This is a genomic window from Alterotamlana spongicola, from assembly GCF_035818475.1.
In the GTDB taxonomy this organism is placed as follows: Bacteria; Bacteroidota; Bacteroidia; order Flavobacteriales; family Flavobacteriaceae; genus Cognatitamlana.
Map to the genome: position 1 here is coordinate 59,119 of NZ_JAYMGV010000001.1, position 20,290 is coordinate 79,408.

The following is a 20,290-nucleotide window of genomic DNA, read 5'->3' on the forward strand; positions in this document are numbered from 1 at the left end:
TACACAAGTAGTTTTCAATTACAGATCAAGGACAAGGCCTTATGCTCATTATACTAATAGCCTAATATTCGCATAAGAATTTTCAAGAGCTTTATTCGCCTGTTTACCGTTTAACCAGGCAACCTTTGTTATACCCTCTTCTTCCTGTGCAAATAAATCACCTGCAAAATTGGTTTTCATTTCAAACCAATAGGTAATCTTTATTTTATAACGTCCATTACGTTTAAATATATGATACGTAGTATTTAAAGGCTTTTTAATTTGTAATCCATTAACTCCGGTTTCTTCTGTAACTTCCCTAACAGCTGTTTCTTCAATAGTTTCATATCGTTCAGCTTTTCCTTTTGGTAAATCCCATTTATCATTTCTATAAATAAACAGTACTTCTCCACGTTCATTATAAACCTTTCCTCCCCCCGCGATAACATTGGGTAATTTCTTCAAAAACTTTTTTAAAAGCTTATCTTTATTTTTATGAATGAGTCTAATCTCTTTTAAAGAAGTTGAATTTAGCTGTCTAATAACCTTAGTCATATTTACAGTGTTGAGTAAATAATTTTTAAAGTTAGTTTCCTGTTCGACAACTGTTGTTAAAATTATTGGTTTATCACCAACAAAAACTTTATACATAGTTATTTGTGATTAACAAATTCAATATGGTAAAAATATCATTTTTACTCACATGGTGTATATTGTTGAAAAATATTTTTATTAAGACATATCAACCTTAATTTAAAATTAAATTTATCCGTAATTTTGTCGACATGATTTTTAACAAAGAAACTGCCAAGAAAACTGCTGAGGTTTTATTGCAAGTAAATGCTATAAAGCTTAGCCCAAAAGCCCCGTTTACATGGGCTTCTGGTTGGAAATCGCCAATATACTGCGACAACCGTATTATTTTATCCTTTCCCCCTATTAGAAACTACATTCGTGAAACTATGGGTAAACATATTGAAAGGCAATATGGAAAACCAGATGTTATTGCCGGGGTGGCAACTGGTGCCATTGGTATAGGCATGCTTGTTGCCGAATATTTAGGACTACCGTTTATATACGTTAGGCCTGATGCTAAGGGACATGGTAGAAAAAACCAAATTGAAGGTTTTGTTGAAAGCGGTCAAAATGTTGTTGTTGTTGAAGATTTAATTAGCACAGGAAAAAGTAGTTTAAATGCTGTTAAAGCTTTAAAAGAAGCCAATATAAATGTAAAAGGTATGGTTGCTATTTTTACCTACGGTTTTGATATAGCTGCTGAGAATTTCAAAAAGGAAAATATTCGCTTACACACTTTAAGTAATTATACTAATTTATTGGAGCAGGCTTTAGAAACTAATTATATTTCTGACAAGGAATTAGATACTTTATCAGAATGGAATTCTAATCCAGATAAATGGAACGCTAATTGATATAAAAGAATCTTTAACAGATAACGTTTAACAGTATTATGAATTTAGAATCTCAAAAAATTAGAGTAAACAAATCACCCGAAGATATATTTAACTTTTTAGCCGACGTTAAGAATTTTGAATCTTTAATGCCCGAAAATATCAGCAAATTTGAAGTTTTAAATGACAATAAATTTCTATTTGCACTTAAAGGAATGCCCGAAATCATTTTAGAAAAGAAAGCGGTTTCCCCACCAAATAAAATAACTCTTGGAGCAGCCGGTGGGAAAATTGATTTTTCACTTGTTGGTACTATTAATAAAATAGATGACACTTCAAGTGATGTTCAATTAAATTTTTCTGGTGAATTCAACCCTATGATGGCTATGATGATTAAGGGGCCTATCAGCAAATTTATTGAAACTCTGGCTACAAATATTCCTAAGGCAATCTAATATAAAAGCGTAATTTCCTTTAGATCAAATTCTTGTATAATATTATCTTCCAGTAAAATCTGAAGATTTCCGGAATTGGAAACGCCTTTTATAAAACCTGAAAACATTAAGCCCTCAGCATTTTTAAATGTTGAGGGTTTATTTTTTCTAAACAAAAGAGATTCATATTCGGTTTTCAAAATTTCAAAATGCCCTGCTTCTAAAACGGCAAAATAATCTTTTAATGTATTCAAAATTTGCAATGCTATTTCATCCAAATCATAGACTTTTCCTGATAACATCTTTAAAGAAGAAGCCCTAGGCAAATTATTGAATTCAGATTGATTGACATTCAACCCTATGCCAATGATTGATGCCGTTACATAGTTTTGTTTTATGACATTTTCAATCAAAATACCACAAATTTTCTTATTTGCTGACAAAATGTCGTTAGGCCACTTTATTTTTAGTTGTGGTATCAAAAAAAAACCTAAGACTTTTTTTATGGCTAAAGCGGTAACCATGCTAATATAAAAGGGGTACTCAAGCTTATATTCTTTTACATCTTTAAACACACTAAACGTAAGATTTTTAGAGGATTGTGATTCCCATACGGTTCCCATTTGTCCTCTTCCATGTGTTTGCTGTTTTGCCATAACAGCAGTAAAATCGTTAATAGGTTCATTAATGTAACGTTCTTTCAAGTAGCTATTTGTGGAATCAGTGGCATCAAGTTTGATTATATTCATATTGAAGTCATTATAGGACTATAAAATCTTATGATTATTTTAAAGTATAAAGAACTAAAAAAATAATAACTTTGCACAAATTAAATATACTTAATGGCGAAAGAAAAAATTAGCGCAGACCAATTAATATCGGTTATAATAAGTGGGATTGAAGATGTAAAAGGGCAGGAAATTAATATTCTGGATTTAAGAGAAATTGAAAATACGGTTTGTGATTACTTTATTATTTGCGAAGGAACTTCAAATACGCAGGTAAACGCTATAGTCAATTCCATTCAAAAAAAGGTAAGCAAAGAGCTTAAAGATAACCCTTGGCACACTGAAGGTGTAGACAATGCAGAATGGGTATTAATTGATTATGTCAATGTAGTTGTTCATGTATTTCAAAAGCATGTAAGAGCATTTTATGATATAGAAAGTCTTTGGGGAGATGCAAAAACAACCCTAATAGAAACCAGTTACTAAAAAAATCAAATGGCAAACGACAAGAAAAATATAAAAGATAAAAAACCTAAATTTAGTCCATATTGGGTCTACGGTACCCTAATAGCCATATTTTTGGGCTTCCAGTTGTTTAGTAGTGGAGGTTATCAAGATGGTAATTTGACTACACCGTCAGACTTTTTCAGATATCTGGAAGACGGTGATGTAGAGCGTGTAGATATTGTAAAAAACACACGGGTTGCCAAAGTATACTTAACAAAGGATGCTGAAAGTAAAGAGGTGCATAAAAATTCAAAACCTCAAACTTTTATCCCTTCGGCAACTAAATTACCTAACTATAGATTCGAATTTGGGGATTTACAAAATTTTGAAAACAAGTTAAACGAAACCACTAGAGATCTGGCAGATAAACCTGTGGTTACATTTGACACTGAAACCAATGATTGGGGCAACCTGTTAATGGGCATATTGCCTTTTATTTTATTAATTGGTGTTTGGATATTTATCATGAGACGTATGTCCGGTGGTGCAGGTGGTGGTGCAGGTGGGCAAATTTTCAATATTGGAAAATCTAAAGCAAAGCTTTTTGATCAAAACACCGAAGTTAAAACCAGTTTTAAAGATGTTGCTGGTTTAGAAGGTGCTAAAGAGGAGGTTCAGGAAATTGTTGATTTTCTTAAGTTCCCTGAAAAATATACAACTCTGGGAGGAAAAATTCCTAAAGGCGCTTTACTTGTAGGTCCTCCGGGTACAGGAAAAACCTTACTAGCTAAAGCTGTTGCCGGAGAGGCTAAAGTTCCTTTCTTTTCGTTATCGGGCTCAGATTTTGTTGAGATGTTTGTTGGAGTTGGTGCTTCACGTGTTAGGGATTTGTTCAAACAAGCTAAAGAAAAATCGCCCTCCATCATTTTTATTGACGAAATAGATGCTATTGGTCGCGCAAGAGGTAAAAATGCCATGTCGGGGAGTAACGATGAACGTGAAAATACCCTAAATCAGCTTTTAACAGAGATGGACGGTTTTGGTACTAATACCAATGTAATAGTACTGGCTGCCACTAACAGAGCTGATATTTTAGATAAAGCATTAATGCGTGCCGGACGTTTTGATAGGCAAATTTTTGTTGACCTACCTGATGTTAGGGAGCGTAAAGAAATTTTTGAAGTACATCTGCGACCTCTTAAAAAAGCAGAGAATCTTGATTTGGACTTTTTGTCAAAACAAACTCCAGGGTTCTCGGGTGCAGATATTGCAAATGTTTGTAATGAAGCGGCATTAATTGCTGCAAGAAACGGTAAAAAGGCGGTTGATAAACAAGATTTCCTTGATGCCGTAGACAGAATTATTGGAGGCCTTGAAAAGAAAAATAAAATCATTACTCCTAGTGAGAAAAAAGCGGTGGCATATCATGAAGCAGGTCATGCCACAGTAAGTTGGATGTTAGAACATGCAGCTCCTCTTGTTAAGGTAACTATTGTACCTCGAGGACGTTCTCTTGGTGCGGCCTGGTACCTTCCGGAAGAACGACTGATTGTAAGACCTGAGCAAATGCTGGATGAAATGTGTGCTGCTCTTGGCGGACGTGCTGCTGAAAAGGTGATTTTCGACAAAATATCAACAGGTGCACTAAGCGATTTAGAAAAAGTCACAAAACAGGCTCGTGCTATGGTTACCATTTACGGTTTGAGTGATAAAATTGGAAATTTAACGTATTATGATTCGTCAGGACAAAGTGAATATGGTTTTACTAAACCATATAGCGAAGAAACTGCTGAGCTTATAGATAAAGAAATATCTAGTATTATTGAAGAGCAATATCAACGAGCTATTAAATTACTGGAAGAAAACAAAGACAAGCTCACTGAACTTGCTGAAGTACTTTTAGAAAAAGAAGTTATTTTCAAGGATAACCTTGAGAAGATTTTTGGGAAACGCACTTTTGAAAAAGAAGACGCTGAAAGTTCTAAAAAAGAAGCCGAAAACGAAGAAGAGTAAGCTGAAAATTATATATTTGTTAAGGTTATAGTAAAAATCTTAAATTAGCCATATTGGTTAGTTTAAGATTTTTTATATTTGGTGAAGCTCTATGAATTCAGTTAATAGCAATAAACTAAATGAGTCTTTTTAGAAAAATTTTTGGTTCCAAATCTAAAAAAACAGAAGAGGAACTAAAATCTGATGACAGAGGCAAATATATGCCTGAAATAAAACTGCCTATAGATGAAAGGTTTACAATAAACTTTAAAGCAAATGGCGGGAAGTTCTTGTATTGTGAAAATTTAAATGAAATCTTCACAAACTTAGGACACATTATTGAGGAAAATGAGTGGCGTGAAAAACCTGTTTTAATACTAGATACAAACTTGGAAGATCAATTTAAAGGCTCAAATTTAAATCCTACTAAAAAGTTAAGCGAGTCTACATTTTTTCTAACTACTTGTGAAAACCTGATTGCCAATGATGGTTCTTTGCTTATCTCATCAAAACAAATATTTGAAAAAAAATTACCCGAACTACCCTTTAACTTTATAGTATTTGCTACTACCAGTCAAATTGTAGAAAATATTGGTGAAGGATTACGCGGAATAAAATCTAAAAACAAACAAAAAATACCCACAAATATTACCACCATTAAGCACTTTAAATCAGGAGACGAAAAAGACTTCTTAAGCTATGGTAGCAGTGCAAAGAATCTATATTTACTACTATTAGAAGACTTATAGAATGAAAGAAACCTTAGTTCGGTCATTTTCAGGATTACTTTATGTAGCATTACTGGTTAGTTGCTTATACTATGAGCAAGCCCTCATTTTATTATTTTTTGTATTTGGACTAATTTGTATGGCCGAATTTAACAAACTCATCCAGCTCAAAAGCCTTATCCCATATGTTATCTTTGTTATACTTTATGCTGTTTTCGGGTATTGGCAAGCCGTTTTAAACACTAGTGCTGGTTTAAATGAAGCTACCCAAATTCTTATGGTAATTTCCATTTTTGTGGAACTATTTTTAATTAAAGATTTGTTTTCTATAAAATCTATTCCGCTTTTTAGCACCAAACGTTTCTTATTAACAACTTTTTATTTGTCCAGTGCTTTTGTATTTCTTGTTCTAATAACAAACTTTTATGAAGCGTATAACCCCAATATTTTATTGGGTGCTTTTATTTTAGTTTGGGTCAATGATTCTTTCGCTTATTTAGTAGGTAAAAATTTCGGGAAACAAAAATTGTTTGAAATCATTTCTCCTAAAAAAACTGTTGAAGGGTTTCTTGGAGGCTTATTCTTTTCATGTGTAGCAAGTTATTTTATTGCTACCTTTACAGAAACATTGAACTTTACTAGCTGGTTAATTTTAAGTATAATTATTAGCGTATTTGGCACCTTAGGTGATTTAATAGAATCAAAATTTAAACGTCAGGCAAAAGTTAAAGATAGTGGTGTAATTATGCCTGGTCATGGTGGGTTACTTGATAGGCTAGATAGTATTATTTTTGCTGCACCTTTTATATATTTATTTTTAAGAATTTTACATTATGTTTCATAAAGAAGGCCATAAAATTATATTTATAACATTCGTTTTTGTTGTTGGGTGTTTTTTATTGGTTGATAGTTTTATAGACATCAACTGGTTAAGGACAATCATTCTGATCTTGCTTTTGGTCTTTTTAATTTTGATCCTTCAATTCTTCAGAAATCCAAAACGACATACCGTTTTAAATGACAAACAAGTCATAGCTCCGGTAGATGGTAAGGTTGTGGTTATTGAAGAAATTTTTGAAAAAGAATACTTTAAAGAAAAACGCTTGCAGGTAAGTGTTTTTATGTCTCCAATAAATGTACATGTTACGCGTTATCCTATTGGAGGGCATGTTATTTTCAGCAAATATCACCCCGGTAAATATTTAGTGGCGTGGCACCCTAAAGCCAGTGAAGAAAACGAACGTACTACTGTAGTTGTTGAAAACGATACTTATGGAAAAGTTCTACACAGGCAAATTGCAGGTGCATTAGCCAAACGCATTGTAAACTATGCCAAACTTAATGATAAAGCCGTTCAGGGAGGCGAATCCGGATTCATTAAATTTGGATCAAGAGTTGATTTATTTTTACCTTTAGACACTAACATTAAGGTGCAGTTAAATCAAAAAGTCAAAGGCGGAGAAAGTATTATTGCAGAAGCAAAATAATGGTTAAAAGTAAGTTAGATATGGAGTTTCAACGGGCCGTTGACAGAGTAAACGCCTACACCGACCCATTTCCAGCAGACACGCTTTTAAAGCTTTATGCCTACTACAAAAAAGCTACAAATGATTATGGTAAGCCCCGAAGCAAAAAACCCATAATTAATGCCTTTAAAACTAATGCTTTATTTCAGGCAAAAGGTCTTTCGGAAGAAGAAGCAAAACAATCATATATTGATTTGGTAAACAATTATTTTCTGTATAGAAAATAATTAGTATAACCATATAAATTCTAATATTTAGCATTAAGCCTAATGAACATTAATCAATTAAAGCCTTTAATTATTGTTTTAACATGTCTGTATATGCAGTTAAATTGGGCACAAGACTATAAATTATCTTTAGAAGACCGACCGGTTTATAAGGCTAAAAAAACCAAAAAAAAGATTATAATTGACGGAAAAATGAGTGAGAGGGTATGGGAAAAAACAGAAGCTCGTACCTTAGATTTTCATTATAAAACTATAAAGCCTACGGACAAGCAAAACACTACATTTAGAATGTTATGGGATGATGAAACATTGTATTTGTTTTACGAAAGTGAGGACAAGTACTTAACTTCGTCAGAAAAAAACAGAGACGGCATGCCTTTTCTTGATGATTGCGCTGAATTTTTTGTTATCCCGGTACCTAATAGTGCTAGTATGCATTTCTGCTTTGAAATAAACCTTTATGAAGCTAAAAATGATGTTGTATTTATCAATAATTTTCACAAAGGGAACAATACCGTTGTTAAAGCATTTAATCCTGATTATCAGGTAAAAGTTATCACCAACGGGACCATCAATGATAATTCTGATATTGATCAGGGCTGGACCATGGAATTAGCCATTCCTATAGAAGCTTTTAGGGGATCAACAGAATTATACCCTCTTAAGAAAGGAACTAAATGGGCATTTTTAGCTTTAAGACAAGAGCGCAATGATCTTGAAATTGGGAGGCGGGTTACATCTACCATCTTCCCTATTTATGATATTTCAAAGGATGCGCATCAACCCAACATGTTTGGTTTAGTAGAATTTATAAACTAAATAAGCAGGCTGCTTATTTGTTTTAATAAAAAAGTATCTTTATAATAGCAATGATTCAAGTTATTCAATTCTATATGAAGCTTACAAGATTTGGAATAGTTTTTGAATTGAAGATTTATCTATAAGTAACAGGATATATAAAAGAAATCAACATGAACATAAAACACGCTCTTTTAGTACTACTGTGTTTAATAGGGCATACCCATTTAAACGCTCAGGATATTACAACCGTTGAAGCCATGGATAGCAGCATCAGTGAAAATTTAGATCTGGAAGCTGTAGCGTCGATCTTTGGAGAATCGGAGGATTTGGAAGATTTTGAAAAAAGGTTAAACGATCCCAATACACAAATCTCAAATTTAGATTTAAATAACGACGGGGAAGTTGATTATTTAAGGGTTATTGAAAATTCCAATAATGGCACGCATGTAGTTACTATACAAGCGGTTATTGCCAAAGATCAATATCAGGATGTTGCTGTTATTGATGTTGAAAAAGATAACACCGGTGAAACCAAGGTACAAGTAGTAGGAGATGTAAGTATGTATGGTCCAAGCTATATTGTAGAACCTGTTTATGTTAGACGTCCCGTAATTTTTGTTTGGTTTTGGGGGCCGCGTTACAGACCATGGAGGTCGCCATTTTACTGGGGCTATTATCCGCCGTATTACCGCCCCTGGAGACCTTACCCGATAAGAACATACCGCACCAATGTTCGTGTGCGCATTAATGTGAGAAACACCTACCGTCGTACTACCGTTAGAAGAAGTAAATCCTCTGTACAAATACAAAACAGAGCAAGACGTAATGATTATAAAGCCAAAGTTTCCAATACAAAACAACCGGCTAATAAAGCCACTAAATCAACGGGCAGACCTGTTCAAAAAGATTGGAAACCTCAGACACAAAAGAAAGGCACCACTCCCCAAACAAAAAATAATAAGGTTTCTGTACCTACTAAAAGACCGGCAACAAAGCCATCGGTTAAACCGGTTACAAGGCCATCTTCTGGTAAACCGGCTAACAGGCCCGCAACCAGACCAACTACACGACCGGCTACAAAACCGACAAACAAACCCGCTGCCCGACCCGCAGCTAAACCGATAAAAAAAGCTACACCCGCAAAAAGATCAACAATTAACTCCAGGTTCTCGAGGTAAAAGGAATATCAAAGTTTGGGATTTTTCACAATATTAAAAGAGAGGTTGGTATTGGTTTAGTGGTCAGGCATTTTATACAATCTATATTGATTACCTATTTGGTAATAGCTGTATAACTAAATTTGATTTTGTGAAAAAAATCAAGTAATTTAGTATGATTCAGCTATAAACTTTTGATTCTCCATAGGTTAATAGAATATCACGGTATAAGATGAATACTAAGTTCAAAATTGCGGCAGCCCAACTTTCTCCTATATTCCTGAACAAAGAACAAACGGTTGCTAAAGCATGTGAAGCAATACAGGAAGCCGGAAAAAAGGGTGCGAAATTAATTGTTTTTCCCGAAGCTTTCATTTCCGGGTACCCGGACTGGGTATGGCTTATTCCTAATAGTAAGGGAGCCGATTTGAATGAACTTTATTTAAAACTTGTTGAAAACGCTATCTCCATTCCTGATGACATGACCAATAAACTTTGCAAAGCCGCAAAAAAAGCAGGTATTAATGTGGTAATTGGAATACATGAGCGCAATACCGAGACTAGCAATACAAGTTTATATAACAGCCTTCTGTTTATTAGTGATATAGGCACTATATTGGGAAAGCACAGAAAATTAATACCAACAGGAGGAGAACGCTTAATCTGGGCTCAGGGAGATGGTTCCTCTCTTAGGTCATATGAAACTGCAATTGGAAAAATAGCCGGGCTTATTTGCTGGGAAAATTTAATGCCATTGGCTCGAAACGCCATCTATGAAAGTGGCACACAAATTTTAGCCTCCCCAACATGGGATAAAAGCGCTAACTGGCTTCAGTCCATGCAGCATATTGCCAGAGAAGGAGGGTTCTTTGTGATTAGCACCTGTATGGCTTTAAGATTGGATGATATTCCTGAAGAGTTTCAATTTAAAAATCTATATCCGGAAGGAAGAGAATGGATAAATGTAGGTAATAGCTGTATCATAGGTCCAAAAGGGCAAATTATGACTGGGCCCTTAGAAGCACAAGAAGGTATTTTATATGCCGAGATTGACCTGCAAGATATTATAAAAGCTAAACGTATGTTTGATGTAGTTGGTCATTACTCAAGACCAGATGTCTTTCAGTTTTCAATTAAATCTACCCCTTAAAATTATCTTGAGATTGTTACTAAAAAATACTAGTTATCAAATTCTATTAATAAGCTCCTACCTCAAAAAGCATTAGAAAACACAGCCTAACAGCCTACATTGCCCCCTAGGGTTGGTTTATCCCAAACTAGCTAAACTAGCTTTTAGGGTTTCAATTTTAGCTAAGGCATCAGCTTCTTTTTTCTTTTCGCTGGCCACAACCTGTTCCGGTGCATTATTTACAAAACGCTCATTTGAAAGTTTCTTTTGCACAGACTTTAAAAAGCCTTCGGTATAGTTTAATTCTTCGGTTAACTTTTTAACTTCGGCCTCTACATCAATAGCGCCAGCCATAGGAATAAAATACTCATTAGATTTCACTCTAAAGGTCAATGCGCCATCAACAGCTTCCGAAGTATAGGTTATAGCTTCTAAGTTCCCTAATTTAGTGATCACCTCATCAAAAGTTTCACCAGTATTTTCATTATTGATTACCGAAAAGCCAATAGCATCTTTAAAGGCTATATTTTTTTGCTTCCTGATGTTTCTAATTCCTGAAATAACCTCCGCAGCAAAATCAAACTCATTAATTAAAGTTTCATTAACCGGTTTAGATTCCGGCCATTTAGCTATAATTAACGCTTCTTCAGGAGTTCTCTTTGCTATAAACTGCCATAGTTCCTCCGTTAAAAACGGCATAAATGGGTGTACTATTTTTAAATTGTCTTCAAAAATAGCAACAACACTTTTTAATGTTTTAGCGTCTATTGGCTGTTTATAAGCTGGTTTAATCATTTCTAAAAACCATCCACAAAAATCATCAAAAATAAGCTTATAGATAACCATTAATGCATCACTTAATCTATACTTACTAAAATGATCTTCTATTTCAACTAAAGCTTTTTGAAATTTAGCTTCATACCAATCTATAGCAATTTTATTTGACTTAGGTTGCTGTATATTTTTACTAACTTCCCATCCATGAACTAAACGGTAAGCGTTCCAAATTTTAGTCCCAAAACCTTTCCCTTGTTGGCAAAGAGTTTCATCAAACATTAAATCGTTTCCTGCAGCAGAACTCAACAGTAACCCAACACGTACACCACCAGCTCCATAAGTTTCAATGAGTTTTAAGGCGTCAGGAGAATTGCCCAACTGTTTAGACATTTTACGACGCTGCTTATCCCTAACCAATCCGGTTAGATATACATTATTGAAAGGCTTTTCACCTTTATATTCATACCCGGCAATAATCATACGGGCTACCCAAAAGAATAAAATATCTGGTCCGGTTACCAGGTCATTCGTTGGATAATAGTACCTTATCTCTTCATTTTCAGGGTTTCTAATCCCATCAAACACACTCATGGGCCATAACCATGATGAAAACCAGGTATCCAATGCATCTTTATCCTGATTTAAATCGTTAACAGTCAGCTGAGAATTTCCGGTTTTCTGCTTTGCCTTTTCCAGTGCCTCCTCAATATGTTCTGCAACAACAAAATCTTCTTTTCCATCACCATAGTAATAAGCCGGAATTTGTTGTCCCCACATTAACTGACGTGAAATATTCCAGTCCCTAATGTTTTCCATCCAATGCCTATAAGTATTCTCAAACTTTTTAGGAAACAGTTTAATATCTTCATCTTCTAAAACCGCTTTAATTGCAGGTTTCACAAGTTCTTCCATCTTTAAAAACCACTGATCTGACAATCTTGGTTCTATGATAGCCTTTGTACGTTCTGAAATACCAACACGGTTGTTATAGTCTTCAATCTTCTCTATTAGCCCTAAACCTTCAAGTTCTTTGACAATGGCTTTTCTAACCACAAAGCGATCCTGTCCTTCAAAATGAAGTCCGTAACTGTTCAATGTGGCATCTTCATTAAAAATATCAACAACCTCTAATTGGTGCTTATCTCCTAAAACTTTATCATTTTCATCATGAGCTGGAGTGACTTTTAAGCAACCTGTACCAAACTCCACATCAACATATTCGTCTTCAATTATTGGTATAACTCTATTGCAAATGGGAACAATAGCTTTTTTCCCTTTTAAATGTGTGTGACGTTCGTCATTGGGATTAATACAAATGGCCGTATCACCCAAAATAGTTTCAGGCCTGGTAGTCGCAATAGTTAGTACCTCATCAGAACCTTCTACCTGGTAATTGATATGATATAATTTGCCTTGTTTATCAACATATTCAACTTCTTCATCAGATAGGGTTGTTTTAGCTTCAGGATCCCAGTTTACCATACGGTACCCTCGGTATATTAAGCCTTTTTCATATAGATCAACAAAAACTTTAATTACCGCTTCACTCATGTCATCATCCATAGTGAACTTTGTTCTTTCCCAATCGCAAGAGCACCCTAGCTTCTTGAGTTGTTCAAGAATAACACCTCCATATTCATGTGTCCAGTCCCAGGCATGCTTTAAAAACTCATCACGGGACAAATCATTCTTATCAATACCCTGTTCTTTCAATTTAGCAACCACCTTGGCTTCAGTGGCAATAGATGCATGGTCTGTTCCCGGCACCCAACAAGCATTTTTCCCCATCAAACGCGCTCGACGGATTAATACATCTTGAATAGTATTATTAAGCATATGCCCCATATGTAAGACCCCTGTTACATTTGGCGGAGGAATTACTATAGTATAAGGTTCTCTTTCATCTGGCTCCGAATGAAAATAATTATGTTTCATCCAGTAATTGTACCACTTGCTTTCTACCTGCCCTGCATCATATTTTGATGGAATTTCCATACTTTGGAATAGTTTTTGAATAATAGATGTGCAAAAGTACTTATATTTCTTTTTCTGTGAAACTATAATGCAATTGATAAAACCAAATAGCGTTGTACTTTAACAATTTTTAAACAGATAGAATGAAAAGCTATATGTACTTTTGAAACCGTAAAATATGTTAACAAACATGCATTATGTCTATAATTTTTGCAGATTATAGGAAAAGTAAGTATGTTTGATTTGTATTTATATCAAATTTATATGAATTGCCCTTGCTAATTATGAAAAAATATTAATAATTAGAACTCTAAAAAATAAACCATGAAACAATTAATTACATTTTTATTTATCGGATTGATCAGTTATTCTGTAAATGCGCAGGCTAAAATTAAATTTAAAACTGAAACCATTGATTATGGGACTGTTGAAAAAGGTTCAAACGGTGTAAGGATTTTTGAATTCACAAATACCGGTAATGAGCCCCTTATTATCTCTAAAGTATCTTCAAGTTGTGGATGTACTATTCCTAAAAAACCAAAAGAGCCAATTTTACCAGGCAAAACAGGAGAAATTGAAGTGAAATATGATACTAATAGAGTTACCCCTATTAGAAAGACCATTACTGTAATTTCTAATGCAGACACCCCAACTGTAGCTTTAAAAATTAAAGGTGAAGTTATAGACCCTAGTAAAATAAACATACTTGAAAAAAAAACTAAAACCGTAATGCAACAATAAAAAGTTGTTTACAATATAAAATGAAAAGCCTAAACTATATAGTTTAGGCTTTTCATTTTATATTAATGTTCCTTAAAGTAATCGTTCTAAATTAAAGCTAAAAGTTAAAATTTTCCCATCTCGTTCCACCTTTAATTTTATTCTTTTATTGACGTCATCATAAAATTTATGGATAACCTGCTGTAAACTATATTGATGCGTTCCTAGTCCGTTTATGCTTAAAATAATATCTCCCTTAAGCAGGCCTGCCTTTTCTGCCGGAGAACCTTCACGTAACTCAACAATAACATAAGCCGGTTTTAACACCAGTTTATACTTAATAGTTCTGTCTATCCTAAAATTGTTCTGGGTTTCATTTCTGTTCATTAACCCATTCTTTCCCACTGCGCTTTTATCTACTTCTCTAACAACTCTGGTTCCCTGATGAGCTAGTTCTATACCACTCCTATTATAACTAAACGCTTCTCTAAAATATTTATTCTTCTTTAAGGTCAATAGTTTCCTTTGATAATCAAAAATTACATCAAACCGCTTTAATATATTACCGGCTAAACTTCCGTTTCTATCCTTAATAATCTTTGCAAAAAATACTGATTTCGTATCGGGATAAGAAACATTTGCATTTTTAAGCACAAAACTTTTTAATGAAAACGTTTCAACTCTGGAACGCTTTCCATATACACTTCCATTGAGCCCATGACCAAGAAAATCATAAAAAAACTTATCACTGGGTTTAAGCCCTTTATCTTCATTTTCAAATAGCCATATAGCATCACTACCTCCTGAATCAATTAATAATTTTACAGGGACATCTTTTTCATTTACCCCAACCAAAGCATATACATAAGGCTTTTTTTTATGAAATTCCAATGAAAACCTTTCGCATGATTTACAAGGTTTATAACTAAACACTTCAGGTTCTGTTAGCTTTATAGTTTTTGTAGAATAATTAATTTCTACAATCAAATCTTTAAATAAATCAAAACCGATAATTCCGTGTACGGGTATCCCTAATCTTGGCGCTAAATTTAAATTAGTATTAAATACAGCATATAGATCTTGATTTAGCTTAATAGCATCTCCTATTTTAAACGTATTGTTTTTTGATTTTAAAGCTTCAACAGACTCTCCCTCTCCTAACCCTCTTAAGTATATGGTTTCGGTGTCCTTAATTTGTAAGGTATCGGAAACATTTAAAAAGTTAAAAATTATAGGCTTACTTACTCCGGTATCCAGCAAAAAGGATAATGTCACTCCATTGACTTCAACCGGGATAATAACCAAATTATTGATTAATTTGAACTTAATCTTATCCGATTTTCGCTTATTTTGAATAACAAATTCATCTTGAGCTGAGGCAAATGGGCTCAAGAACACAAACAAAAATAGTAGTGTTAAACACTTTTTCATGTAAGACTTAGATACTTTGGTCTATATGAATTTACAAATCTTTAAACTAGCACAGGTATTTAGAGTCATTTTTTAAAAAAACTTTAAGATTATTTTCTCAACTTTGCAGATTAAACTGTTAAAATGCCAACAATATCAAAAAAAGGCAAATTAATGCCTGCTTCCCCCATTCGTAAGCTTGTTCCTTATGCTGAACAGGCAATTAAGGCCGGGAAACATATTTACCACCTAAACATTGGGCAACCAGATATTAAAACACCTGAGGTGGCCTTAAATGCTGTTAAGGAAAATGATATTGATATTCTTTCGTATTCCAGATCTGAAGGCTCTGAACAATACCGAAAAAAACTGGCAAAATATTATGCTAAACATAACATTGATGTATCTCATGAAGACATTATTGTTACTACCGGAGCCAGTGAAGCATTACTTTTTCTTTTTAGTAGTATAATGGATCCGGGAGACGAAGTTATTATTTCAGAGCCTTTTTATGCTAATTATATTGCGTTTTCAACCGCAACAGGTGTTAATGTTGTTCCTGCTATTTGCAGTATTGATAATAATTTTGCCTTACCTCCGGTTGATACATTTGAGAAATTAATTACTCCTAAAACTAAAGGAATATTAATATGTAATCCGGGAAACCCTACCGGTTGTCTTTACTCTAAAGAAGACATAGAACAACTTTCCACTTTAGCTATAAAACATGATTTGTTTTTGGTAGCCGATGAAGTTTATAGAGAATTTGTATATGATGGGCACACACATCATTCGATTCTACAAATGGAAGGTATAGATCAACATGCAGTGATTATTGATTCTGTTTCCAAACGTTATAGTATGTGTGGTGCTCGTGTTGGCTGTTTGGTTTCAAAAAACAAAACTGTAATGCAAACCGTTCTTAAATTTGCCCAGGCAAGGTTGAGTCCGCCAACTTATGCTCAAATAGCCAGTGAAGCTGCTCTGGATACCCCTCAAAGTTATTTTGATGATGTTATTAAAGAATATGTAGAGCGACGAAATATTTTAATCACTGAACTGCAAAAAATTAAAGGCGTAAAAGTTGCTGTCCCTAAAGGTGCTTTTTATTGTATAGTGGAATTACCTATTAAAAATTCTGATGATTTTGCACAATGGCTTTTGGAGGACTTTGATGTTGACGGTGAGACCGTTATGGTTGCTCCTGCTGGAGGGTTTTATTCCACACCCAGTGTGGGCATCAACCAAATTAGAATTGCTTACGTACTTAATAAAGAAAGCTTATTAAAAGCTGTAACTATTTTAAAGGAAGCCTTAAACGTTTACAAGGACTAGTGCAAATAAAACAGAATATATCTTTAAAGGCCTACAATACATTTGGCATTGATGTTAAAGCAAAACATTTTGTCTCAATAAATTCTATTGATAATTTAAAACATATTTTGTCTTTAGAAGAATTCCCTAATAAGCTGGTTTTAGGAGGAGGAAGCAATATACTATTGACCAAAGATTTTGAGGGTTTAGTTATTCATATCAATTTAAAAGGACTAAAAATTGTTTCTCAGGATGACAACTTTGTTTATGTAAATGCCAAAGCAGGAGAAAATTGGCATGACTTTGTGTTATGGTGTATTAATAACAACTTTGGAGGTGTTGAAAACTTATCATTAATTCCAGGTAATGTTGGTACCGCTCCAATTCAAAATATTGGCGCCTATGGTGTAGAACTTAAAGATGTTTTTGAGTCTTGTGAAGCCATGTCTTTAAAAACAAAGCACTTAAAGTCTTTTACCAGGGAAGCTTGTGAATTTGATTATAGAAATTCCATATTTAAGCAACAGGTTAAAGGCGAATATATAATTACCAGTGTCACATTTAAACTAACAAAAAAAGATCATAAATTAAGCCTTAACTACGGAGCCATAGCTTCTGAGTTAAATCATAGAGGTATTGAAACCCCCACAATCAGAGCTATTTCTGAAGCAGTGATAAAAATTAGAGAACGTAAATTGCCAAACCCAAAAGAAATTGGCAATAGCGGTAGTTTTTTTAAAAATCCGGTTATTACAAAATCTCATTTTAATATGTTAACCGAAAATTTTAAAGACATACCCTGCTACCCTGTTTCTGATGAAGAAGTAAAAGTTCCTGCGGGTTGGCTTATTGAAAAAGCAGGCTTTAAAGGTAAACAATTTGATAATTATGGTGTACATAAAAAACAAGCCTTAGTGCTTGTTAATTATGGTGGTGCAAATGGGTCTGATATTTTAAAGCTCTCAAAATTAATTCAAAAAACGGTAAAACTTCTTTTTGGCATTACAATTGAAATGGAAGTTAATATCTTATAATAAAAAAGAAATTTCTAAATTTACTTAATCCTAAATACAATATAATTTGATTTCGGCTATAGAAAAAGAAATAGTGAACTTACTGCAAAATGGCGATAAAAAGGCCATTACTCTGCTTTATGAAAACTATGCAGATTCTTTATATGGTGTAATTCAAAAGGTAATTTTAGATGAAAATATTGCTCAGGATGTACTTCAGGAAACCTTTGTCAAAATCTGGAGATATGCTAAAAAATATGATTCTAATAAGGCAAAATTATTTACTTGGCTCTATAGAATTGCTTATAATACCGCTATTGATAAAGTTAGGTCTCAAAAAAATAAAAGTAATAATGAAGTCCAGATTGAGGTTTCAACCGTATATAAAATAACATCTAACGAATTAAATCAGGATGTCATTGATATAAAAAAACATCTAAGAACCTTAGATGAAAAGTATCAAATAGTAATTAATGCACTCTTTTTTGAGGGCATGACGCAGCAAGAAGCTAGCGATGAATTAGGTATCCCATTAGGGACCATAAAATCAAGATTAAAAATTGGGTTACGTGAATTGAAAAAAATTTACGACCCTCAATATACAAAGTCATGAATGAGAAAATAAACCCTTTTCTAAGTTCTGGCCTACTAGAAAAATATCTATTAGGAGAAACGACTTCTGCCGAAACAGAAAAAGTTGAATCTTATATTTCAAAATATCCGGAAGTACAGAACGCATACAATACATTGCAATTCAACTTAGAAGTTGTTGCAAGAAGCAATGCTATTGAAGCTCCAAAAGGCATCTTAAACAAGGTTTTGGATGAACTTGATGAAGCTCCTGTTATTACTTTAAATCAAACAAAAAACAGATACAAAAAGTGGTACAAATATAGTATTGCTGCCAGTGTAGCTGCTTTGATTTTTGCAGGCACTTCATACCTTTTTTATAATCAAAATCAAAAATTATCTGAAGAAAACCAAGTTGTTGTTGATGAAATCTTTGATTTACGTAGTGACATAGAGCAAAACAACAAAATGCTTGATAATGTCATGAGACAGCTTTTAAAGCTTAATAACCCTGAAACTGAAAAGTATATTATAAAGGGAAATGAAAGAGCTAAAGATTTAAAAACCGTTGCTTATATAAATGCTAAGGAAAGAACATCAATGATTGATGTGGTTTCTTTACCGGAATTACCTGAAGAGCAATGCTATCAAATATGGGCTGAGTTACAAGGTAAAATGGTTAACTTAGGTATTTTGAACAAGGCTGACAGGCAACTTAGAAATATTCCTTATATGGAAGATGCTTTGGCTTTGAGTATTACTATTGAGCCTAAAGGCGGGAACAGTATTGCTTCTGTTGAAAATTCAGTAGCCCAAATTAGTTTACAATAAAAAATTCACTGATATAAAGAAAAAGCCTTATCTAAAATAGATAAGGCTTTTATTTTTATAAATAATTCTTGATTTTATTCTTTATCAAACAGGGCTTTATGGATAATCCCTGCGACTATTGCGCCTGCTATTGGCGCCACCCAAAACAACCAAAGCTGTGCCGTATATTCACCTCCAGCAAATAAAGCCTGACTTGTTGACCGTGCAGGATTAACAGAGGTATTAGTAATTGGAATACTTATTAAATGTATTAAAGTTAAGCCTAAACCAATTGCTATAGGAGCAAATCCTTGTGGGGCTCTTGAGTTTGTACTGCCAAGAATAATTAAGAGGAAAAACATAGTTAACAAAAACTCGGCAATTAAAGCAGCAGTTATAGTATAACCATCCGGTGATAAATCACCATAGCCATTAGCAGCAAACCCTCCAATACTAACAAAATCAGAGTTACTTGTTAAAATCAAATACAATGCTCCTGCCGCTACAAAAGCACCAACTAACTGTGCTACAATATAGCCAACCAAATCTTTAGCTTCAAACTTTCCGCCAGCCCACAGCCCAAAAGATACAGCCGGATTAAAATGTCCTCCGGAAATATGACCAACAGCATAAGCCATAGTTAATACTGTAAGTCCAAATGCTAAAGAAACGCCAACAAAGCCTATTCCTAATTCCGGGTAACCAGCAGCAAAAACGGCGCTACCACACCCTCCAAAAACAAGCCAAAAGGTTCCAAAAAACTCAGCAAATAATTTTTTCATAATTAAATAATTTAAATGGTTAGTGTTTTAAATGTACGAATTATTAGTCATAGGACACTTAATTATTAAAAAAGTCACTGGATTTTTAGCTTAAATTCGTTTAAACATTATAAGCTAAAAGCATTATCTTTGCACAAATATTTACAAAATTTCAAATGAAACTTCTCGTCATAACTATTGTTCTTTTAGGATTAGGAATTGCTGGTATCGCCATTAAAATTTGGGCTAAAAAAGACGGTAAATTTGCCGGAACATGTGCAAGTCAAAACCCGGTGTTAAATAAAGAAGGGGAAGCGTGTGGATTTTGTGGAAAAACACCTGATCAATTTAGTGAGTGTAATGAACCACAACATTCATAAATAA

22 protein-coding genes are annotated in these 20,290 nt (G+C 33.8%); 17 read left to right on the top strand and 5 right to left on the bottom strand.

What is annotated here, in order from left to right:
* Window positions 1–48: 48 nt before the first annotated feature.
* Window positions 49–630: an NUDIX hydrolase gene (locus tag VOI54_RS00270; protein ID WP_326280693.1), complete on the bottom strand. Its 582-nt coding sequence runs from the start codon at window positions 628–630 to the stop codon at window positions 49–51.
* A gap of 134 nt (window positions 631–764) precedes the next feature.
* Between VOI54_RS00270 and pyrE the strand changes: the two genes are divergently transcribed.
* Together pyrE and VOI54_RS00280 are read left to right on the top strand one after the other, a co-directional pair.
* The gene (pyrE, locus tag VOI54_RS00275) at window positions 765–1,409 is read left to right on the top strand and encodes an orotate phosphoribosyltransferase (protein WP_326280694.1); all 645 of its coding nucleotides are present in this window, start codon (window positions 765–767) and stop codon (window positions 1,407–1,409) included.
* A 38-nt stretch (window positions 1,410–1,447) separates the two neighbouring features.
* A complete protein-coding gene (locus tag VOI54_RS00280) occupies window positions 1,448–1,843 on the top strand; it encodes an SRPBCC family protein (RefSeq protein ID WP_326280695.1) in 396 nt (131 codons plus the stop codon).
* Here the strand turns inward: VOI54_RS00280 and VOI54_RS00285 are convergent.
* Window positions 1,840–2,571 carry a biotin--[acetyl-CoA-carboxylase] ligase gene (locus VOI54_RS00285; RefSeq protein ID WP_326280696.1) on the bottom strand — a complete coding sequence of 244 codons (732 nt, stop codon included), beginning with the start codon at window positions 2,569–2,571 and terminating at the stop codon, window positions 1,840–1,842. The two genes, VOI54_RS00280 and VOI54_RS00285, sit on opposite strands and share 4 nt — an antisense overlap.
* A 93-nt stretch (window positions 2,572–2,664) precedes the next feature.
* On the opposite strand from VOI54_RS00285, the gene rsfS reads away from it, so the two are divergent.
* The 9 genes from rsfS to VOI54_RS00330 all read left to right on the top strand — a co-directional run bounded on the left by rsfS (window position 2,665) and on the right by VOI54_RS00330 (window position 10,578).
* Window positions 2,665–3,036: a ribosome silencing factor gene (gene rsfS, locus VOI54_RS00290; protein ID WP_326280697.1), complete on the top strand. Its 372-nt coding sequence runs from the start codon at window positions 2,665–2,667 to the stop codon at window positions 3,034–3,036.
* Between the two features lie 9 nt (window positions 3,037–3,045).
* Window positions 3,046–5,010: an ATP-dependent zinc metalloprotease FtsH gene (gene ftsH / locus VOI54_RS00295; RefSeq protein WP_326280698.1), complete on the top strand. Its 1,965-nt coding sequence runs from the start codon at window positions 3,046–3,048 to the stop codon at window positions 5,008–5,010.
* 119 nt (window positions 5,011–5,129) lie between these two features.
* Window positions 5,130–5,738, top strand: a complete 609-nt coding sequence (locus VOI54_RS00300) for an LUD domain-containing protein (protein WP_326280699.1) — start codon at window positions 5,130–5,132, stop codon at window positions 5,736–5,738.
* Window position 5,739: 1 nt separating this feature from the next.
* Entirely contained in the window at window positions 5,740–6,561 is an 822-nt protein-coding gene (locus VOI54_RS00305) for a phosphatidate cytidylyltransferase (protein WP_326280701.1), read from the top strand.
* Complete coding sequence (locus tag VOI54_RS00310) at window positions 6,551–7,204, top strand: phosphatidylserine decarboxylase family protein (protein ID WP_326280702.1); 654 nt, start codon at window positions 6,551–6,553, stop codon at window positions 7,202–7,204. Before VOI54_RS00305 ends, VOI54_RS00310 begins: the two co-directional genes overlap by 11 nt.
* Window positions 7,204–7,470: an acyl-CoA-binding protein gene (locus tag VOI54_RS00315; RefSeq protein ID WP_326280703.1), complete on the top strand. Its 267-nt coding sequence runs from the start codon at window positions 7,204–7,206 to the stop codon at window positions 7,468–7,470. The genes VOI54_RS00310 and VOI54_RS00315 overlap by 1 nt, the downstream gene beginning before the upstream one ends.
* A gap of 93 nt (window positions 7,471–7,563) precedes the next feature.
* On the top strand, window positions 7,564–8,289 hold the full coding sequence (locus VOI54_RS00320; RefSeq protein ID WP_326280704.1) for a carbohydrate-binding family 9-like protein: 726 nt from the start codon (window positions 7,564–7,566) through the stop codon (window positions 8,287–8,289).
* Window positions 8,290–8,441: 152 nt separating this feature from the next.
* Window positions 8,442–9,449, top strand: a complete 1,008-nt coding sequence (locus tag VOI54_RS00325; RefSeq protein ID WP_326280705.1) for a hypothetical protein — start codon at window positions 8,442–8,444, stop codon at window positions 9,447–9,449.
* 211 nt (window positions 9,450–9,660) lie between these two features.
* The gene (locus tag VOI54_RS00330; RefSeq protein WP_326280706.1) at window positions 9,661–10,578 is read left to right on the top strand and encodes a carbon-nitrogen hydrolase family protein; all 918 of its coding nucleotides are present in this window, start codon (window positions 9,661–9,663) and stop codon (window positions 10,576–10,578) included.
* A gap of 117 nt (window positions 10,579–10,695) precedes the next feature.
* On the opposite strand, the gene VOI54_RS00335 is transcribed toward VOI54_RS00330, so the two are convergent.
* Complete coding sequence (locus tag VOI54_RS00335; protein WP_326280707.1) at window positions 10,696–13,329, bottom strand: valine--tRNA ligase; 2,634 nt, start codon at window positions 13,327–13,329, stop codon at window positions 10,696–10,698.
* A gap of 303 nt (window positions 13,330–13,632) precedes the next feature.
* Between VOI54_RS00335 and VOI54_RS00340 the strand changes: the two genes are divergently transcribed.
* Entirely contained in the window at window positions 13,633–14,049 is a 417-nt protein-coding gene (locus VOI54_RS00340; protein ID WP_326280708.1) for a DUF1573 domain-containing protein, read from the top strand.
* A gap of 72 nt (window positions 14,050–14,121) precedes the next feature.
* Here the strand turns inward: VOI54_RS00340 and VOI54_RS00345 are convergent, their stop codons facing one another.
* Complete coding sequence (locus VOI54_RS00345) at window positions 14,122–15,459, bottom strand: aspartyl protease family protein (RefSeq protein ID WP_326280709.1); 1,338 nt, start codon at window positions 15,457–15,459, stop codon at window positions 14,122–14,124.
* Between the two features lie 123 nt (window positions 15,460–15,582).
* Here VOI54_RS00345 and VOI54_RS00350 point away from each other — a divergent pair, with 123 nt between their 5' ends.
* From VOI54_RS00350 to VOI54_RS00365, 4 genes are read left to right on the top strand one after another with little or no spacing between them, the layout of a single operon-like run.
* Window positions 15,583–16,773 (top strand): pyridoxal phosphate-dependent aminotransferase, encoded by a 1,191-nt coding sequence (locus tag VOI54_RS00350; RefSeq protein WP_326280710.1) that lies wholly within the window; start codon window positions 15,583–15,585, stop codon window positions 16,771–16,773.
* Window positions 16,773–17,786, top strand: coding sequence for a UDP-N-acetylmuramate dehydrogenase (gene murB / locus VOI54_RS00355; RefSeq protein WP_326280711.1), 1,014 nt, complete (start codon window positions 16,773–16,775; stop codon window positions 17,784–17,786). The genes VOI54_RS00350 and murB overlap by 1 nt, the downstream gene beginning before the upstream one ends.
* Before the next feature lie 46 nt (window positions 17,787–17,832).
* The gene (locus VOI54_RS00360) at window positions 17,833–18,378 is read left to right on the top strand and encodes an RNA polymerase sigma factor (RefSeq protein WP_326280713.1); all 546 of its coding nucleotides are present in this window, start codon (window positions 17,833–17,835) and stop codon (window positions 18,376–18,378) included.
* The gene (locus tag VOI54_RS00365; protein ID WP_326280715.1) at window positions 18,375–19,166 is read left to right on the top strand and encodes an anti-sigma factor domain-containing protein; all 792 of its coding nucleotides are present in this window, start codon (window positions 18,375–18,377) and stop codon (window positions 19,164–19,166) included. The genes VOI54_RS00360 and VOI54_RS00365 overlap by 4 nt, the downstream gene beginning before the upstream one ends.
* Before the next feature lie 74 nt (window positions 19,167–19,240).
* Here the strand turns inward: VOI54_RS00365 and aqpZ are convergent, their stop codons facing one another.
* Window positions 19,241–19,927, bottom strand: coding sequence for an aquaporin Z (aqpZ, locus tag VOI54_RS00370; protein ID WP_326280716.1), 687 nt, complete (start codon window positions 19,925–19,927; stop codon window positions 19,241–19,243).
* A 155-nt stretch (window positions 19,928–20,082) separates the two neighbouring features.
* On the opposite strand from aqpZ, the gene VOI54_RS00375 reads away from it, so the two are divergent.
* Window positions 20,083–20,286, top strand: coding sequence for a membrane or secreted protein (locus VOI54_RS00375; protein WP_326280717.1), 204 nt, complete (start codon window positions 20,083–20,085; stop codon window positions 20,284–20,286).
* The last annotated feature ends 4 nt before the right edge of the window (window positions 20,287–20,290 follow it).

Excerpts from the sequence above, each read along its gene's own strand:
- VOI54_RS00270 (WP_326280693.1), bottom strand. The coding sequence starts at position 630 with ATGTATAAAGTTTTTGTTGGTGATAAACCAATAATTTTAACAACAGTT.
- VOI54_RS00350 (WP_326280710.1), top strand. The coding sequence starts at position 15,583 with ATGCCAACAATATCAAAAAAAGGCAAATTAATGCCTGCTTCCCCCATT.
- VOI54_RS00320 (WP_326280704.1), top strand. The coding sequence starts at position 7,564 with ATGCAGTTAAATTGGGCACAAGACTATAAATTATCTTTAGAAGACCGA.
- VOI54_RS00365 (WP_326280715.1), top strand. The coding sequence starts at position 18,375 with ATGAATGAGAAAATAAACCCTTTTCTAAGTTCTGGCCTACTAGAAAAA.
- rsfS (WP_326280697.1), top strand. The coding sequence starts at position 2,665 with ATGGCGAAAGAAAAAATTAGCGCAGACCAATTAATATCGGTTATAATA.
- pyrE (WP_326280694.1), top strand. The coding sequence starts at position 765 with ATGATTTTTAACAAAGAAACTGCCAAGAAAACTGCTGAGGTTTTATTG.
- VOI54_RS00345 (WP_326280709.1), bottom strand. The coding sequence starts at position 15,459 with ATGAAAAAGTGTTTAACACTACTATTTTTGTTTGTGTTCTTGAGCCCA.
- VOI54_RS00300 (WP_326280699.1), top strand. The coding sequence starts at position 5,130 with ATGAGTCTTTTTAGAAAAATTTTTGGTTCCAAATCTAAAAAAACAGAA.
- VOI54_RS00375 (WP_326280717.1), top strand. The coding sequence starts at position 20,083 with ATGAAACTTCTCGTCATAACTATTGTTCTTTTAGGATTAGGAATTGCT.
- VOI54_RS00325 (WP_326280705.1), top strand. The coding sequence starts at position 8,442 with ATGAACATAAAACACGCTCTTTTAGTACTACTGTGTTTAATAGGGCAT.
- aqpZ (WP_326280716.1), bottom strand. The coding sequence starts at position 19,927 with ATGAAAAAATTATTTGCTGAGTTTTTTGGAACCTTTTGGCTTGTTTTT.
- VOI54_RS00340 (WP_326280708.1), top strand. The coding sequence starts at position 13,633 with ATGAAACAATTAATTACATTTTTATTTATCGGATTGATCAGTTATTCT.
- VOI54_RS00335 (WP_326280707.1), bottom strand. The coding sequence starts at position 13,329 with ATGGAAATTCCATCAAAATATGATGCAGGGCAGGTAGAAAGCAAGTGG.
- VOI54_RS00310 (WP_326280702.1), top strand. The coding sequence starts at position 6,551 with ATGTTTCATAAAGAAGGCCATAAAATTATATTTATAACATTCGTTTTT.
- VOI54_RS00315 (WP_326280703.1), top strand. The coding sequence starts at position 7,204 with ATGGTTAAAAGTAAGTTAGATATGGAGTTTCAACGGGCCGTTGACAGA.
- VOI54_RS00280 (WP_326280695.1), top strand. The coding sequence starts at position 1,448 with ATGAATTTAGAATCTCAAAAAATTAGAGTAAACAAATCACCCGAAGAT.
- VOI54_RS00305 (WP_326280701.1), top strand. The coding sequence starts at position 5,740 with ATGAAAGAAACCTTAGTTCGGTCATTTTCAGGATTACTTTATGTAGCA.
- VOI54_RS00285 (WP_326280696.1), bottom strand. The coding sequence starts at position 2,571 with ATGAATATAATCAAACTTGATGCCACTGATTCCACAAATAGCTACTTG.
- VOI54_RS00330 (WP_326280706.1), top strand. The coding sequence starts at position 9,661 with ATGAATACTAAGTTCAAAATTGCGGCAGCCCAACTTTCTCCTATATTC.
- ftsH (WP_326280698.1), top strand. The coding sequence starts at position 3,046 with ATGGCAAACGACAAGAAAAATATAAAAGATAAAAAACCTAAATTTAGT.